Raw genomic sequence first — 15,436 nt, forward strand, 5'->3', positions numbered from 1 at the left:
CCGGTACCTTGCTGTGGCACACAGATCGGCATATCACCAATTATCCTACTGTATTGACTTTTAAACAGCCTTTCTATAGTGTTGTTGACGTGTACACCCTCTCTGAAACAACGACTTTAGTCCCCTTCTCCGAGCTCCGGACCAAGCTGGATGAAGTTCTCAAGGCGCTCAAGACGAGCAAGGTGGTTCTGGAGCGCCGCAAACGGCCTTTTGCCGTCTTGGTCCCGATCGAAAAGTTCGAAAAGATGGAGGAGCTCCTGGAAATGGTGGAAGATCGGACCTTGGGCTACATCGCCCAGGAAAGGGACAAGAAAGGAAAAGAAAAAGACTACCTCTCCCTGGACGAGGCTGAAAAGAAGGTCGGGCTCAAGAAGTGAGTTGGGAGGTCCTGTTTCATCCACTTGTCTTCGACGAGGATTTCAAAAAGGTCGACCGCTCCCAACAGCAAAAAATTGTTAAGGCGATCCGCAAAAAGCTCAGTATCGATCCCAAGTCATTTGGCAGTCCGCTCCGCGGCCAATTCCATGGCTTCTGGAAACTCCGTGTCGGAGATTATCGCGTTGTCTATAAAATCGAAGAGGATCGAATTCTCGTCAAGGTGATCAAAATTGGTATTCGCAGAGATTTTGAAATCTATGAGGATTTGATCCGAAGGATACCAAAAATCCTGGATTATTAGCTCCCCAGTAATTTCTTGAAAACTCGCTTGGTCGCCTCCCAGTCGATTCGCTCGCGCGGGGTGAACCCGACGCTCGCTAAAGTCAGGGCGAGATCCTGCTCTCGCCCTGGCGACCCACATCGATTTATGAACCCAAGAGTTTTTTAAACACCCGCTTGGTTGCCTCCCACTCCATCGTGGCAATGGAAGTGGTGAGGGGGATGTTTTTCGGGCAGACCTCGACGCACATCTGGGCATTGCCGCAATCCTCGAGCCCACCTTGTCCCATGATCGCATCAAGCCGTTCATTCGCATTGAGCTTCCCGGTCGGATGCATATTGAAGAGACGCACCTGAGAGATTGCCGCGGCACCAACAAAATCAGACTTGTCGTTAAATTGCGGACAGGCCTCGAGACAACAACCACAAGTCATACACCGTGAGAGCTCATAAGCGATCTGCTGGTCTGCAGGATTCATGCGGGGTCCGGAACCGAGGTTGTGGGTTCCATCGATCGGAATCCAGGCCTTGACCCGTTTCAAATTTTCGAACATGACACCGCGATCCACTCTCAAATCACGAACTGTCGGAAATTTGCTCATCGGCTCAATGGTAATTGGTTGTGAAAGACGATCGACGAGTGCAGAACAGGCCTGTCTCACACGACCATTGATCACCATGGTACAGGAGCCGCAGACCTCTTCCAGACAAGAGTCATCCCAGACAACAGGCGTTGTCTTCTCCCCCTTTGAATTCACCGGCCTCTTTTGAATCTCCATCAAACAGCTGATGACATTCAAATTAGGACGATAAGGGATCTCAAATTCCTCCCAATAAGATCCAGAGCCAGGAACCTCAGAGCGTTTAATTTTTAAAGTAATCGTCGTCGCCATAGATCCTACTTCACCACATCATACTTTCTAGGCCTCGGCTTAATATACTGCACATCGACTTCCTCATAAGAAAATTCCGGTTCATCTTTCCAACCCCTGGATTTTGCCTTGGTCGTCTTGAGCCAATTCATATCATCTCGATCAGGGAACTCCGGTTTAAAGTGGGCGCCGCGACTTTCATTCCTCCTCCAAGCACCAATCGTAATGACACGTGCCAGGGCCAACATATTTTTTAATTGTCGAGCAAAGAGAAGCTCTTTGTTGGACCATGAACCTCGATCCGGCAAGACGATCCTCTCGTATTTTTCCATGAGTTCCTGAATCTTATCATCCGTCTTCCGAAGCTTTTCATTAACCCGGATCACCGTCACATTCTCTGTCATCCAATTGCCAAGCTCCTCATGAATGACGTGGGGATTGATCCCATCACCGTCACGACGAGTCAGTTCTTCACAAATTTCACGTTCCCTTACCTCTACAGCATTAAATAAGGAGGCATCGAGAGAATCCGATTGTTTTCCAAGCCCCTTGGCATAACGAACCGCTGCAGGACCCGCGACGAAACCACCAAAAATGCAGGAGATAAGGGAATTTGCGCCGAGACGGTTCGCCCCATGGTATTGATACTCACACTCCCCTGCCGCAAAAAGACCAGGGATATTTGTCATCTGATTGAAATCAACCCAAAGCCCTCCCATCGAGTAGTGAACAGCAGGAAAGACCCGCATCGGAATTTTCTTTGGGTCATCACCGACAAATTTTTCGTAAATCTCCAAGACCCCTTCCAGTTTTCTTTTTAACATCTCCGGATCGAGATGGGAGACGTCGAGATAAACCTGTGGCCGACCTTCAATCCCCAATCTAAGCTCATAGACTACCTTAAAGATCGCGCGTGTCGCGACATCACGCGGGACAAGATTCCCATACTTTGGATACCATTCTTCCAGAAAGTACCACGGCTTCCCATCCTTGTAGACCCAGACACGCCCCCCTTCACCCCGAACCGATTCTGAAATGAGCCGGAGCTTGTCCTCACCTGGAACCGCCGTCGGATGGACCTGGATAAACTCCCCATTCCCATAAAAAGCGCCGCCTTGATAACAGGCAGAGGCCGCGCTACCGGTACAGATCGTGGAATTGGTGCTCTTGCCATAAATGGCACCGGGACCTCCTGAACAGATGATCACCGCATCCGCGGGAAAGGCACGAACTTCCATCGTGTTCATGTTGATCGCTGTGATCCCACGACAAACGACAGAATCATCGGTAATTGGCGAGAGGAACTCCCACCCCTCAAATTTCTGGACCTTTCCTTCCGCCTCAAAACTCCTGACCTGCTCATCGAGGGCATAAAGAAGCTGTTGTCCTGTCGTCGCCCCGGCGAATGCGGTGCGGTTAAAAAGAGTTCCACCGAAACGGCGAAAATCGATCAAACCCTCCGGTGTCCGATTAAACATCACCCCCATCCGATCGAGGAGGTAAATAATCTCCGGCGCCACCTCGCACATATTTTTAACCGGTGTCTGGTTCGCGAGAAAATCACCACCGTAAATAGAATCATCGAAATGTTGCCAGGTAGAATCCCCCTCCCCCTTTGTATTCACCGCGGCATTGATTCCCCCTTGGGCACAGACCGAGTGGGAACGTCGAACAGGCACAACAGAGAAAAGTTGGACCGGGATCCCCGCCTCAGCCACCTTGATAGTCGCCGAGAGACCCGCGAGACCTCCACCGACAATGATGATTTTTGGTGCCACCCTCACCCTCCACTCAAGCAAATTTCAACAATATCCCCACTCCCCAAATCCCCATCACGACAAACAACCCCATCGTCATCGCCGAACTAACCCTCTGGGCCTTCGGCCCTACTGTGATCCCCCATGTCACGAAAAAACTCCAGATCCCATTACAGAAATGGAAAACGGCCGAGAGGACCCCCACGAAATAGAACCAAAACCAGAGCGGTTGTTTCAAGATATCCACCATATAATTAAAGGTCATCTCTTCCCCGGCGAGTCCTGTTTTGATCCTTGTCGTATAAGAATGAGTTGCAATAAAAATGAGGGCGAGAAACCCGGTCACCCTCTGGAAGAAAAACATCCAGTTTCGAAAAAAACTGTAACTCGTAAAATTATTTTCTCCTCGATAAATAATGGCTACGCCTAGAACCGCGTGAAGAAGTATCGGAAAATAGATCAAAAGCGCCTCGATCAGAACAACCATCGGAAGACTGACCAAGAATTTTGTATGCTCGTTATAGGCCTCTGGAGAAATAAAGACGTATGAATTGGAGAAAAAATGCTGGACCAGAAATCCGCCGACCGGCAGAAGGCCCGTGATCGACATCAATCTCTTAAGAAGAAACGAGGATGGATTTGCCATTTCTAAAGATTTATTTGTGTGACGAGGTTTTTAACGTGTTCGACACTGGCGTCAAACACTTTCTTTTCATCGGGACTCAGCTTCAGCTCAATGATTCTCTCGACTCCATTGGCGCCGATGACGACAGGAACCCCCATGTAATAACCACGGACGCCATATTCACCATCCAGATAAGCGGCGCAGGCGAGAACACGCTTTTTGTCCCGAAGATACGACTCCGCCATCGAGAGCGCCGACGACGCCGGTGAGAAAAAGGCGCTCCCGGTCTTCAAGAGATTCACGATCTCTCCTCCCGCAAGCTGAGTTCTCTTGATGATCGCGTCAATTTTCTCTTTCGAGAGAAGTTCGGGTAGAGGAATCCCATTGATGGTGCAGTAACGAGGCAAAGGAACCATATCATCCCCATGCCCTCCCAGAACAAGCGCCGTCACATCCTCCACCGAGACCCCAAGTTCCAGTGCCACAAAGGTCCGAAAACGAGACGAATCAAGCACCCCCGCCATCCCCACGACTTTATTCTTTGGGAAGCCGGTGATCTTCTTCATTGTGTAGACCATTGCGTCGAGCGGGTTTGAGATCACGATCACAAAGGCACCGTTGCAATATTCCTTAACGTTCGCCGCTACCTCTTTCATGATCGTCACATTTTTCTGGAGGAGGTCATCACGACTCATCCCCGGCTTTCGTGCGAGCCCCGCCGTGACGATCACGACATCGGCCCCCTTCACATCCTGATAGTTATTGGTTCCCATGAGGGAAACATCAAAATGATCGACCGGACTGCTCTCGAGGATATCGAGCGCTTTTCCCTGTGGCACCCCTTCGACGACATCAAAAAGGACAATATCCCCCAACTCTCGTTGGGCCGCGAGTTGGGCCAAAATTCCGCCGATCTGTCCGGCGCCGATGAGTGCGATTTTAGGTCTTTTCACAATGGGGAATTCTTTATTACCAGAGCTAAGGGAACTCAACCTATTTTTGATCATTCATCTGATCATTTACTTTTTTTTAGACTTGGCAGACCGTTCAGCCATCTTCGCCCAATCCTCCGGCGTCATCTCGGTCAGCATGTTGAATTCCCCGGCGCCGGAGAGCCATTCACCACCATCGATCGTGACAACCTCCCCATTGATATAATCGGCATAGTCCGAGACAAGATAGGCGGCGAGGTTCGTCAACTCCTCATGACGACCGGTCCGGCCTAGGGGAACTCTTTTCTTCCACTTCTCTTCATAACCATCGGGCAGGAGATTCTTCCAGGCCTGCTCGGTCGGAAAAGGCCCAGGGGCAATCGCATTGAGTCGGATCTTGTATTTCCCCCACTCCACCGCAAGCGAGCGGGTCATTGCCACGACGCCCGCCTTCGCACAGGCGGAAGGAACAACATAGGCCGATCCTGTTGAATGATAGGTCGCCGCGATACTGAGTACCCGCCCTCCCCTTTGCTGATTGATCCAACGTCGTCCGGCAGCCAACGTGCAGTGAAAGCTCCCGTTGAGGACAATCCCAACAATCGCATTAAAACCATTCGGGGAGAGAAATTCGGTCGGTGAGATAAAATTTCCGGCGGCATTGTTCACAAGGATATCGATCGGTCCCAGTGTCTTTTCCGCCTCGTCAAAAACCGCCTCGACCTGATCGTAATTTCTGACATCCGAGGTTTTGTAGAAAACCTTTGTCCCCTTTTTCCCGATCTCCCGACTTGCCTCTTTCAGGACCTCTTCACGCCGACCGGTGATCGCAATGTTGGCACCCAGTTCCGCAAACCGAAGCGCCATCGATTTGCCGAGACCGGTTCCACCGCCGGTGATGAGGATTGTTTTGTTTTTAAGAAGATCTGACTGGAACATTACATATTCTCCACAATCGCCTTCCCAAACCCGGAACACGAGACCAGCGTCGCCCCTTCCATCTGACGATGAAAATCATACGTGACCTTCTTTTGGGCGATTGTCTTTGCCAGTGCCTGCGTGATGAGATCAGCCGCCTCTTGCCAGCCGAGATACTCCAACATCATCACCCCCGAGAGAATGACCGATCCCGGATTGACTTTATCTTGTCCTGCATATTTCGGAGCGGTCCCATGCGTCGCCTCGAAGATCGCGCAGCCGGTATCATAATTGATGTTGCCACCTGGGGCGATTCCGATCCCCCCAACCTGTGCCGCCAAGGCATCACTGATATAATCCCCATTGAGATTCAGTGTCGCAATCACCTCATACTCATCGGGCCGCGTCAGGATCTGTTGGAGGAAATTGTCGGCGATGGCGTCCTTCATCATGAGACGTCCGTCCGATTTCCCCCCGGACTCCTCCCACGTCACTACCTGATCCCGAAACTCCCGCTTCGCAAGCTCATAGCCCCAGTTCCGAAACGCCCCCTCGGTAAATTTCATGATATTCCCCTTGTGCACGAGCGTAAGACTCTTTCTCTTCTTCTTCAGGGCGTAACGGAGGGCCGCCCTCACAAGACGCTCGGTCCCTTCACGAGAGACCGGCTTGATCCCGATTCCCGAGGTCTCCGGAAAACGGATCTTTTTGACCCCCATTTCGTTTTGTAAAAAATGAATGACCTTTTTCGCCTCTGGAGATCCCTCAGCCCACTCAACGCCGGCATAGATGTCTTCGGTATTCTCCCGAAAGATCACCATATCGACCTTTTCGGGATGTTTTACCGGGGACGGGACACCAGAAAAATAACGGACCGGTCGGAGACAGACGTAAAGATCGAGCACCTGTCGAAGCGTGACATTGAGACTCCGGATCCCCTCACCGACCGGCGTCGTTAAGGGACCTTTGATCGCAACGAGATGTTCGCGGATAATATCGAGCGTCTCGTTGGGAAGAAGATTCGGCGGGCACTTGGTTCCAAGGACCTTTTGAGCCTTTTCACCGGCATAGACCTCACGCCACTCAATCTTCCGTTTCCCTCGATAGGCCTTCTCCACCGCCGCATCAAAAACCGCTTGAGAGGCATGCCAGATATCGGGACCTGTCCCGTCTCCTTCGATAAAAGGAATAATCGGCCGGTCTGAGACCTGCAGGACACCCTCACGACTGATTTTGATTTTTTCGCCCATTACCGCTGATCGATGGGAACGTACTTGAGATTCATCTTTCCAATATAATCACATTCTGGCCGGATCAAACGATTGTTGCGGTATTGTTCGAGGATATGGGCTGTCCATCCCGCTGAACGGGCCACCGCAAAGATACCGGTAAAGAGGTCTGACGGAATCCCAACGGTTTCATAAAGAGAGGCAGAGTAAAAATCGACATTGGGATCTAACCCCTTCATCTCTTTCATTACCTTCTGGATCTCAAGGCTCAACTCAAACCACTTGAGGTTTCCTTTGGCGCGACCCAGTTGCTCTGACATCTGCATCAGATGAATCGCTCGTGGATCCATCGTCTTATAAACCCGATGCCCAAACCCAAAGATTTTCTTCCGATCGGCCAGCTCCTGCTCGATAAAATCCCGCACGCGGGAGACATGACCAATCTGTCGGAGCATCTTGATGACTTCTTCATTCGCCCCTCCATGAAGAGGACCTTTCAGCACCGCAATTGCTGCTGTCACCGAAGAATAAATATCCGAAAGGGTCGAGGCACAGACACGCGCGGCGAAGGTAGAGGCATTAAAGCTATGCTCGGCATGAAGGACCAAGGCGACATCCATCGCCTTGATCGCCTCAGGACGAGGATCTTTCCCTTGTAACTGGTAGAGAAAACGGGTTGCGATATTCTGTCCTTTCTTGTGAGGCACTAATTGATTCCCCTTTCGGAACCGATCAAGCGCCGCCAGAAGAGTCGGAATTTTAGCGACTATCCTCCTCGCCTTGTTCTCATTGGCAGCCCAGGAACGATCCCCCGCCTCTGGGTCAAAATGGGCAAGCATCGAGACGAAGGTCCGAAGCATTCCCATTGCTGAGAGACGTGGGGCAATATGCCGGAGGGTCTCCATGATTTCTTCAGGAATCTCGGATTCCTCGTCCAGCTCTTGTATTAAAAACTTGAGCTCTGACGGGGTGGGTAAACGGTCATTCCAGAGAAGGAAGACCACCTCTTCAAAAGTCGAATGCTCAGCAAGGTCATGGATATTATAGCCTCGATAGACGAGCTCCCCCTTCTTGCCGTCAATCCAGCAGATACTGCTTTGCCCCGCGATGACATCCTCGAGCCCGGCTTTGTATGCAGATTTAGTTCCTTCCGACATAGTGCCCATCGTTTAGCGAACCTATAATCTTTGTCAACCTGATCAAAATCAGAAAAAACTGATTCAAATCCTTTAGCAATGATATTATACCCTTAACGTGCCAAAAACACTATCCCCTCGCGAAGAACTTCTTAAGATTCAAAAGAGGATTTACGCGAAAAATAACGAATTCATCCGGAGCCAGACCCTGATCCAGGAAAAGGGATTCGACACCTATGAGCGCCGGTATAAAAGATATGTCCAAAATTATGCGAAAATCTCTTCTATTGAAGAGCTGATCGAAGAGGTGATGAAATCCCAGATCATCTATCTGGGTGACTACCACACCAACAAACAATCTCAGAGGATGCTTCTCCGCCTCTTGAAACTTCTGACCGAAAAAACCCAAAACTTCTCCGTCGGACTCGAACTCGTCCAGAAAAGAGACCAAAAGATTCTCGATGCCTTCTTGAAAGATCAAATTACCGAAGAGACATTCTTAAAAAAAATACGGTTCCAGAAATATTGGTATTTCGATCTCTGGCAAAATTTCAAACCACTCTTCGACTTCGTCCGCTATTGGAAGATCCCTGTCTATGGGATCGAATGGTCGCTGTCAGGAGACAGCTCCCTTCTCGATCGAGACAAAAAAAATGCGCAGATCATCGCTTCTATTTTGAAAAAAGATCCGACCCGAAAACTGATCGTCTTCATCGGCGATCTTCATATTGCCCCCCCTCACCTCCCGAACCAGGTTCAAACTCTGTTCACAGGGAAGGAAAAACCAAAAGATCTGATCCTGTATCAAAACAGTGAAGCGATTTACTGGAAATTGGCTGAGAGGGAACTCGAAGACAAGACAGAGATCTTGCGGATCGACGAGCGGAGTTTCTGCCTCATCAATACCCCTCCCATCATTGCGCAACAATCTTACCTCAACTGGCTCGAGCATGAAGAGGGGCAGATTGATTATATCGATGCAAAACACAACTTTCTCGAACTGCTGCATCAGATCGCCGGCTTCCTGGAAATCACACTGGAAAAAAATGCTGACGAAGTCGAGGTTTTTACCTGTGGCGACTTGAGTTTTCTGAAGAGGCTCGAGGAGGATGGCGGCTTTTCAAAACAGGAGATCCGACAGATCAAGCGCCAGATCCTCGCCTCGGAGAGCTACTGCATCCCCTCAAAAAAATATGTCTACCTCGCCAATCTTTCCATGAATCATGCCTCGGAAGAGGCGACACACTACCTGAAGTTCCTCTGTTCCGGGACGGAAGAGCCTCGCTATCTTGTCGATGCCTTCTACGCCAATACCCTCCACGAGGCGCTTGGATTTTTCGGCTCCAAGATCATCAATCACAAGAGAAAATGCTTTCATGAAAAGGAATATGAAGAACTCGTCCAATATCTTAAATCAGCCCGAGGAAACCAACAGCGACAATTTGAGCTCGAAATGGCGCTTCTGATCCTCGAACATAAAAAACTCGAGAAGAAAAGATTGCCTCTTCGATCCAAAAAATTCTTCAAATCCCATCCCGATCTCTTCTTCGCGGTGACGCATGGACTTGGTTATATGTTGGGGGACACCCTTTATTACTCCCTCCTTGAGGGGAAAACCTCCAAAGAAGAACTCAAGGCGCTCTTCTTTGACCCAATGAAGGAAGATGGAAAACCTTATGAGACCTACATGCGATTGATTCGGAAGCTCCGAGGGGTCAAGATCCCGAAGAGGGTTTAATCTGACGCTTCCACAAATAATAAATCGCCGGATAGACGAGAAGTTCCATTAAAAACGAAGTAAAGAGCCCACCAACCATCGGGGCAGCGATCCGTTTCATGACATCAGCGCCGGTTCCGGTACTCCACATGATCGGCAAGAGACCGACAAACGCACAGGCGACCGTCATTACCTTGGGACGCACCCGCTTCACCGCCCCATGCAGGATCGCCTCCTTCAGATCACCATCATGTCTCATGAGCCCTTTCCCCTTCGCCTCGTCATAGGCAAGATCGAGATAGAGCAGCATAAAGATCCCGGTCTCCGCATCGAGTCCCAAGAGGGCAATCAGCCCGACCCAAACACCGATCGACATGTTGTATCCAAGGATATAGAGGAGCCAGATCGCCCCGACCGCCGAAAACGGGACCGCCAAAAGGACAATGAATGTCTTCGGAATTGACTTCGTGTTCCAATAGAGCAGGAAAAAAACGATCAGCAGCGTCAGTGGCACCACAAGCAGGAGTCGTCCCTTGACCCGCTCCATCGCCTCATATTGACCGCTCCAATGGAGAGAGTAACCAACCGGTATTTTCATCCGCTCTTGAACAACCTTCTTCGCCTCATGCACATAGCTGCCAACATCACGACCCGCCATATCAATAAAGACATACCCTGCGAGCATCCCGTTTTCGTCGCGAATCATCGCAGGGCCGGTGCGAAACTTCAGATCGGCAATCGAAGAAAGGGGGATCTGTGCGCCGGAAGGGGTTGGTACAAGCACACGTTTCAGATCATCAAGGTCATCACGCAATTCACGCGCATAGCGGACATTGACAGGATAGCGTTCTCTCCCCTCGATCGTTCGCGTGATATTTTCGCCGCCGATCGCCGACATGATGATCATCTCGGCGTTGTCGATCGTGAGGCCGTACCGCCCTAGCTCCTCCCTCTTCAAATCAAAATCGAGGAAATAACCACCAGCAACCCGTTCGGCAAAGACAGACCGGGTCCCTCGAACCTCCTGCAGGACAATCTCCAACTGCTGTCCTATCTGCTCGATCTCCTTCAGATCCGAGCCAAAGACCTTTACACCGATCGGTGTCCGGATACCGGTCGAGAGCATGTCGATCCGGTTTTTGATCGGCATCGTCCAGGCATTCGTCCAGCCGGGGAATTTCATTTTTTGATCCATCTCATCAATCAACTCTTCCCATGAAATCCGATCCGACCAGATGTGACTCAGGAAATAAGGGACCGGAAATGACAGCCATCGATACCATCGATCTTTTTTACGCCACTCCTTTTCCGGTTTCAGGATAACAACCGTCTCTGCCATCGAAAACGGCGCCGGATCAGTCGCGGTCTCGGCACGCCCCATCTTGCCGAAGACACGCTCCACCTCGGGAAAGGAGCGCAAGATTCGATCCTGCTCTTCAAGAATCCGTGATGCCTCCGTCACCGAGATTCCTGGGAACGAAGTCGGCATGTAGAGGATCGCCCCCTCGTTCAGCGGTGGCATAAACTCAGATCCAAGACGTAAAAAGGGAATGATCGTGATGCCGACAATGACGAGCGCGATCTTGATCACTTTTTTCGGATGGGCCAGCACATAATGGATCGCCGGTCCATAAAGCCGAAAGAGAACCTGACTAATCGGGTGTCGTTCCTCGGAGACCATCTTCCCGACAACAATCGAATTAACCAAACGAGTAAGCTTTGGAGAACGCAATCGAAACTCCTTCAGATGCGTAAAAAGGAGCCGGATCGCCGGATCGAGCGTGATTGCAAGAAACGCAGCGATCCCCATCGCGAAATTCTTTGTAAAGGCAAGCGGTTTGAAGAGCCGCCCTTCTTGCTCCTCCAGTGTAAAAATCGGCATGAAAGAAACAGCGATCACAAGGAGTGAAAAGAAACTGGGACGAGCGACCTCCTGAATCGCGCTCACCAGGATCTTACGATAATCCCCCTTTTTCCCCTCCGCCTCCCATCGCTCCAGTTTTTTGTGGGCGTTCTCCACAACAACAACCGCCGCATCGACCAGCGCCCCGATCGCCACCGCGATCCCCCCGAGTGACATGATATTCGAGGTCAGCCCCATCGCCTGCATCGGAATAAAGGAGAGAATCACCGCGACCGGGATCGTGATAATCGGAATCACGGCGGAAGGGAAATGCCAAAGAAAGATCAGGATTATGAGCGAGACAACGATCATCTCCTCCATGAGTGTCTTCTTCAGGGTGCTGATCGAACGTTTGATCAGATCAGACCGATCATAGGTCGTGACGATCTTAACCCCTTCCGGAAGTGAAGGCTCGATCTCTTGCAGTTTTTCTTTGATACGGTTGATGACACGCAGGGCATTCTCGCCATGTCTCATCACAATAATCCCACCGACCGCATCCCCACGCCCATCAAGGTCTGAAACACCGCGTCGAAGCTCCGGCCCCAAAGAAATCTTCGCGACATCCTTTAAAAAGATCGGGACCCCTCTTTTAGAATCATTCCCTACAGAAATTTTTTCGAGATCAGAGATAGATTTCAGATAACCACGCCCCCGGATCATATATTCCCGGCCGGAAAACTCGACGAGACGCCCACCGACCTCGTTATTCCCCTCTCGAATCGCACGAATCACCTCATCTAATGGAATCTTGTAGGCCAGCAGGGCATTGGGATCGATATTGACCTGATACTGTTTGACGAAACCACCGATACTGGCGACCTCCGAAACACCGGGAACAGACTGAAGGTGAAATTTGAGATTCCAGTCTTGAAGGGTTCGAAGTTCCGAGAGATCCTTCTTCCCCGACTCGTCAACCAAGGCATATTGAAAAACCCAACCAACCCCCGTGGCATCGGGACCCAGTTCCGTCTTGACCCCTTCAGGGAGGAGTGGCGTGATCTTCGAGAGATACTCAAGCGTCCGACTTCTCGCCCAATAGAGATCGGTCCCATCCTCAAAGATCAGATAGACATACGAAAATCCAAAGTCCGAGAAACCACGGATCGCCTTGACCTTCGGCGCCCCCAAAAGAGCTGTTACGATCGGATAGGTGACCTGATCCTCAATAATATCGGGCGAACGATCCCATTTCGAATAGACAATCACCTGTGTGTCGGAGAGATCGGGGATCGCATCGAGCGGGACGTGTCTGATCGACCAGATCCCGAACGCGACCAGGACAAGCGTCAACGCCAGGACCAGAAATCTGTTTTTCGCTGAAAATTCGACAATCTTTTCAATCATCCTAATCTCCCATAACGGTCGGGTCCTGTCTTAAGGTTCCGCCCACCCGTGCTCACCCGTTGCGCGCGGGCGGGCGCCCGACCTTAAGCCACCCGCCCGTGTCCACTAATGCCGATGCTCTCTTTCCTTTGTCATGCCCGACACCGCCGCCCGGAGTTGACTCTCCGAATCGATCAAAAACGCTGCACTGGTCGCAACGATCTCTCCTTCCTGTAACCCTTCCAAGACAACGCGCTCCTTGCCCACCTCCGATCCCAACTTCAGATCCCTCGCTTCAAAATGCGTCCCATCATGTACGACAAAGACAAATTGTCGTTCACCGGTATCAATCACTGCCTCTTTCGGAACCACGATCTGAACACCGAGTGGTACCTCCAAATAAACAGTCAAATAACTCTCAGGCATCACCTTCCCTCCGAGACCGGGGACCTCGATCCGTCCCTGAACCGCACGGGTCATCGGATTAATAACGGTCTCCTTCCCCCTAAGGACCCCTTCAAACTTCTCACCCGAGGGAAGAACAACTGCCGCCTTCTGTCCGATCTGAATCCCGGAGAGTTCATGTTCGTAAATCGGCGCATAAACCCAGACGGAACCGCCCGGCTCAGGAACCATAAGCGCCGGATCAGGATCCCCTCTTTTCTCAAGTTGATCGATCTCATCAGGAACCATCCCCATCAGTTTCAATCGATCGGTCGCCGCTTTTTTGAGAGAAGGAACCCCATTCGCGATCTCCAGATACTCCCTCTGCGCCATCGCGAGATCTGGGTCGAAGACAACGCGCCCCATCGCCCTGATCTCCTGAACAGCCTCTTTCTTCTCAACACTCGCCGTGGTCAATCCAATCCGTCTCTGCCGATCCTGCGGGATCATGACCCCCTTCTTTCCTTCTTTTTCCCCGTCCCGATACACCGGTATTAATTTCATCTGACAGATCGGACAATTTCCCGGCTTTTCCTGATGAATATGCGGATGCATGGGACAGGTGTAATGACTAATCTCAGCCTCTTCGCGATCGGAATGATGCCACCGGTGGTAAACAAAAAAACCTCCTCCACCCAAGATGAGCAGGCCGATTATTGGAAAAATATATTTCTTATTCATAATTCACCTCCCATGAGCCTCTCGAGGCGGGCATATGACTGGCCGAACCTCGCCTCGCTCTCATAAAAATCATTTTTAAGTTCCAGATAGGTCCGGATCGAATCAACATAGGTCAGGAGATCAACCTTGTTTGCGGCATAGGCGATCTTGGCCGCCTCGAGATTCGCCTTCGAGGCGGGCAGGATTGTTCCTCGATATTTCTCCAGAATTTTTTGCCCTGAGGTTACCGCCTGAAAGATCTCCTCAAAATCGTGCACCGTATGGATCTCCATCGCCTCGCGTTCAAGCTGCGTTGCCTTTTGCATTGCGCGCGCCTCACGGATCTCGGCACGATTTTTTCTCCAAAACCAGATCGGAAGATTAACCATGGCAGTCCCACTCCAGGTGTCCTCTTGCGTCCTCCATTGGTTATAGGAGAATTCGAGGGAAAAATCGGGGAGGAGGTTCAGCCTCGCCTCCGTCAATTTAGATTTTTCGCGATCCTCCATCGCCTTCAGGGTTTTAAGCTCCGGCCTCTTCTCTTTTGCCAGATCCAAAATTGACTCGCGGTCTAAACCGATATGTGGCCAATCGATCTGATGCGGCAGACGGATCGGCTCATGGTGATCCCGATTCAAGAGCGCCCTCAGGTGCGCCTCATGGGTTGTTCGCTCCTGTTCCAGCCCAATCTCCTGATTCTGGAGTTTTGTGAGTTCCACCTGGGCCTTGAGCGGCGATTCCGCAGAGGTGCGCCCCGCCGCGTAACTCGTCTCTGTCGAGCCAGCGAGTTGGCGAAGGAGCGATTGGGTCGATCGATTCACTTCAAGCTGGCGATCGACACGGTAGAGTTCGTAGTAGGTCATCTTGAGATCCAGAAGGATATCCTGAATCATCCCTTGGGAGGTCCCCTCCTCTTTTTTGAGGTCGAATCGGGCCGCCCGTCCTCTAACAAATCTCTTCCCTGGAAAAGGGATCTCTTGCCGGACAAGGTAATCGGTCTCCATCGATTGCCCGACATCGATCGTTTTTTTCGGGACATCGTCGAACATCACCCCGATCATCGGGTCTTCGAGGGATTTCGCGAGTGGGACGCGCGCCTTCGCCGCCTCGACTTTCTGGTGCGCCGCCTGAATCTCCGGGTTTCTTTGGAGTGCTTCTTCGATAAGATCAGAGAGTTGCTCAACTTGGGGCGGGTTAGCGGAACCCGAGACAGGACCCACCCCCACGAGTATTACGGATAGTAAAAATGTCTGTTTCCAC

General features: G+C 51.0%; 13 protein-coding genes. 3 read left to right on the top strand and 10 right to left on the bottom strand.

Translation table 11 applies throughout. The features are described 5' to 3' along the window. The first annotated feature begins 89 nt into the window (after positions 1 to 89). Together HYT76_09440 and HYT76_09445 are read left to right on the top strand one after the other, a co-directional pair. Entirely contained in the window at positions 90 to 377 is a 288-nt protein-coding gene (locus tag HYT76_09440) for a type II toxin-antitoxin system Phd/YefM family antitoxin (GenBank protein ID MBI2083769.1), read from the top strand. Beyond that, positions 374 to 679, top strand: coding sequence for a type II toxin-antitoxin system RelE/ParE family toxin (locus HYT76_09445; protein MBI2083770.1), 306 nt, complete (start codon positions 374 to 376; stop codon positions 677 to 679). The genes HYT76_09440 and HYT76_09445 overlap by 4 nt, the downstream gene beginning before the upstream one ends. 124 nt (positions 680 to 803) lie before the next feature. On the opposite strand, the gene sdhB is transcribed toward HYT76_09445, so the two are convergent. The 7 genes from sdhB to HYT76_09480 form a co-directional block, all read right to left on the bottom strand. Further along, positions 804 to 1,550 carry a succinate dehydrogenase iron-sulfur subunit gene (sdhB, locus tag HYT76_09450; protein ID MBI2083771.1) on the bottom strand — a complete coding sequence of 249 codons (747 nt, stop codon included), beginning with the start codon at positions 1,548 to 1,550 and terminating at the stop codon, positions 804 to 806. 5 nt (positions 1,551 to 1,555) lie between these two features. Beyond that, positions 1,556 to 3,307 carry a succinate dehydrogenase flavoprotein subunit gene (gene sdhA, locus HYT76_09455; GenBank protein MBI2083772.1) on the bottom strand — a complete coding sequence of 584 codons (1,752 nt, stop codon included), beginning with the start codon at positions 3,305 to 3,307 and terminating at the stop codon, positions 1,556 to 1,558. Positions 3,308 to 3,320: 13 nt separating this feature from the next. Further along, a complete protein-coding gene (locus HYT76_09460; GenBank protein MBI2083773.1) occupies positions 3,321 to 3,932 on the bottom strand; it encodes a succinate dehydrogenase in 612 nt (203 codons plus the stop codon). A gap of 2 nt (positions 3,933 to 3,934) precedes the next feature. After that, the gene (gene mdh, locus HYT76_09465; GenBank protein MBI2083774.1) at positions 3,935 to 4,864 is read right to left on the bottom strand and encodes a malate dehydrogenase; all 930 of its coding nucleotides are present in this window, start codon (positions 4,862 to 4,864) and stop codon (positions 3,935 to 3,937) included. Between the two features lie 66 nt (positions 4,865 to 4,930). Further along, positions 4,931 to 5,782 carry an SDR family oxidoreductase gene (locus HYT76_09470; GenBank protein MBI2083775.1) on the bottom strand — a complete coding sequence of 284 codons (852 nt, stop codon included), beginning with the start codon at positions 5,780 to 5,782 and terminating at the stop codon, positions 4,931 to 4,933. Further along, the gene (icd, locus tag HYT76_09475) at positions 5,782 to 7,011 is read right to left on the bottom strand and encodes an NADP-dependent isocitrate dehydrogenase (protein MBI2083776.1); all 1,230 of its coding nucleotides are present in this window, start codon (positions 7,009 to 7,011) and stop codon (positions 5,782 to 5,784) included. Before icd ends, HYT76_09470 begins: the two co-directional genes overlap by 1 nt. Beyond that, positions 7,011 to 8,147 (bottom strand): citrate synthase, encoded by a 1,137-nt coding sequence (locus HYT76_09480; protein ID MBI2083777.1) that lies wholly within the window; start codon positions 8,145 to 8,147, stop codon positions 7,011 to 7,013. The genes icd and HYT76_09480 overlap by 1 nt, the downstream gene beginning before the upstream one ends. A 97-nt stretch (positions 8,148 to 8,244) precedes the next feature. Here HYT76_09480 and HYT76_09485 point away from each other — a divergent pair, with 97 nt between their 5' ends. Continuing rightward, positions 8,245 to 9,864: a ChaN family lipoprotein gene (locus HYT76_09485; GenBank protein MBI2083778.1), complete on the top strand. Its 1,620-nt coding sequence runs from the start codon at positions 8,245 to 8,247 to the stop codon at positions 9,862 to 9,864. Here HYT76_09485 and HYT76_09490 read toward each other — a convergent pair. The 3 genes from HYT76_09490 to HYT76_09500 all read right to left on the bottom strand — a co-directional run bounded on the left by HYT76_09490 (position 9,842) and on the right by HYT76_09500 (position 15,396). After that, positions 9,842 to 13,093 (bottom strand): efflux RND transporter permease subunit, encoded by a 3,252-nt coding sequence (locus HYT76_09490; protein MBI2083779.1) that lies wholly within the window; start codon positions 13,091 to 13,093, stop codon positions 9,842 to 9,844. The two genes, HYT76_09485 and HYT76_09490, sit on opposite strands and share 23 nt — an antisense overlap. A gap of 105 nt (positions 13,094 to 13,198) precedes the next feature. Further along, on the bottom strand, positions 13,199 to 14,197 hold the full coding sequence (locus HYT76_09495) for an efflux RND transporter periplasmic adaptor subunit (protein ID MBI2083780.1): 999 nt from the start codon (positions 14,195 to 14,197) through the stop codon (positions 13,199 to 13,201). Then, the gene (locus HYT76_09500) at positions 14,194 to 15,396 is read right to left on the bottom strand and encodes a TolC family protein (GenBank protein MBI2083781.1); all 1,203 of its coding nucleotides are present in this window, start codon (positions 15,394 to 15,396) and stop codon (positions 14,194 to 14,196) included. Before HYT76_09500 ends, HYT76_09495 begins: the two co-directional genes overlap by 4 nt. Positions 15,397 to 15,436: the final 40 nt, after the last annotated feature.

It is taken from the genome of Deltaproteobacteria bacterium, assembly GCA_016180845.1.
Taxonomy (GTDB): domain Bacteria; phylum UBA10199; class UBA10199; order JACPAL01; family JACPAL01; genus JACPAK01.

Excerpts from the sequence above, each read along its gene's own strand:
- HYT76_09480 (MBI2083777.1), bottom strand. The coding sequence starts at position 8,147 with ATGTCGGAAGGAACTAAATCTGCATACAAAGCCGGGCTCGAGGATGTC.
- HYT76_09470 (MBI2083775.1), bottom strand. The coding sequence starts at position 5,782 with ATGTTCCAGTCAGATCTTCTTAAAAACAAAACAATCCTCATCACCGGC.
- HYT76_09490 (MBI2083779.1), bottom strand. The coding sequence starts at position 13,093 with ATGATTGAAAAGATTGTCGAATTTTCAGCGAAAAACAGATTTCTGGTC.
- sdhB (MBI2083771.1), bottom strand. The coding sequence starts at position 1,550 with ATGGCGACGACGATTACTTTAAAAATTAAACGCTCTGAGGTTCCTGGC.
- HYT76_09495 (MBI2083780.1), bottom strand. The coding sequence starts at position 14,197 with ATGAATAAGAAATATATTTTTCCAATAATCGGCCTGCTCATCTTGGGT.
- icd (MBI2083776.1), bottom strand. The coding sequence starts at position 7,011 with ATGGGCGAAAAAATCAAAATCAGTCGTGAGGGTGTCCTGCAGGTCTCA.
- HYT76_09460 (MBI2083773.1), bottom strand. The coding sequence starts at position 3,932 with ATGGCAAATCCATCCTCGTTTCTTCTTAAGAGATTGATGTCGATCACG.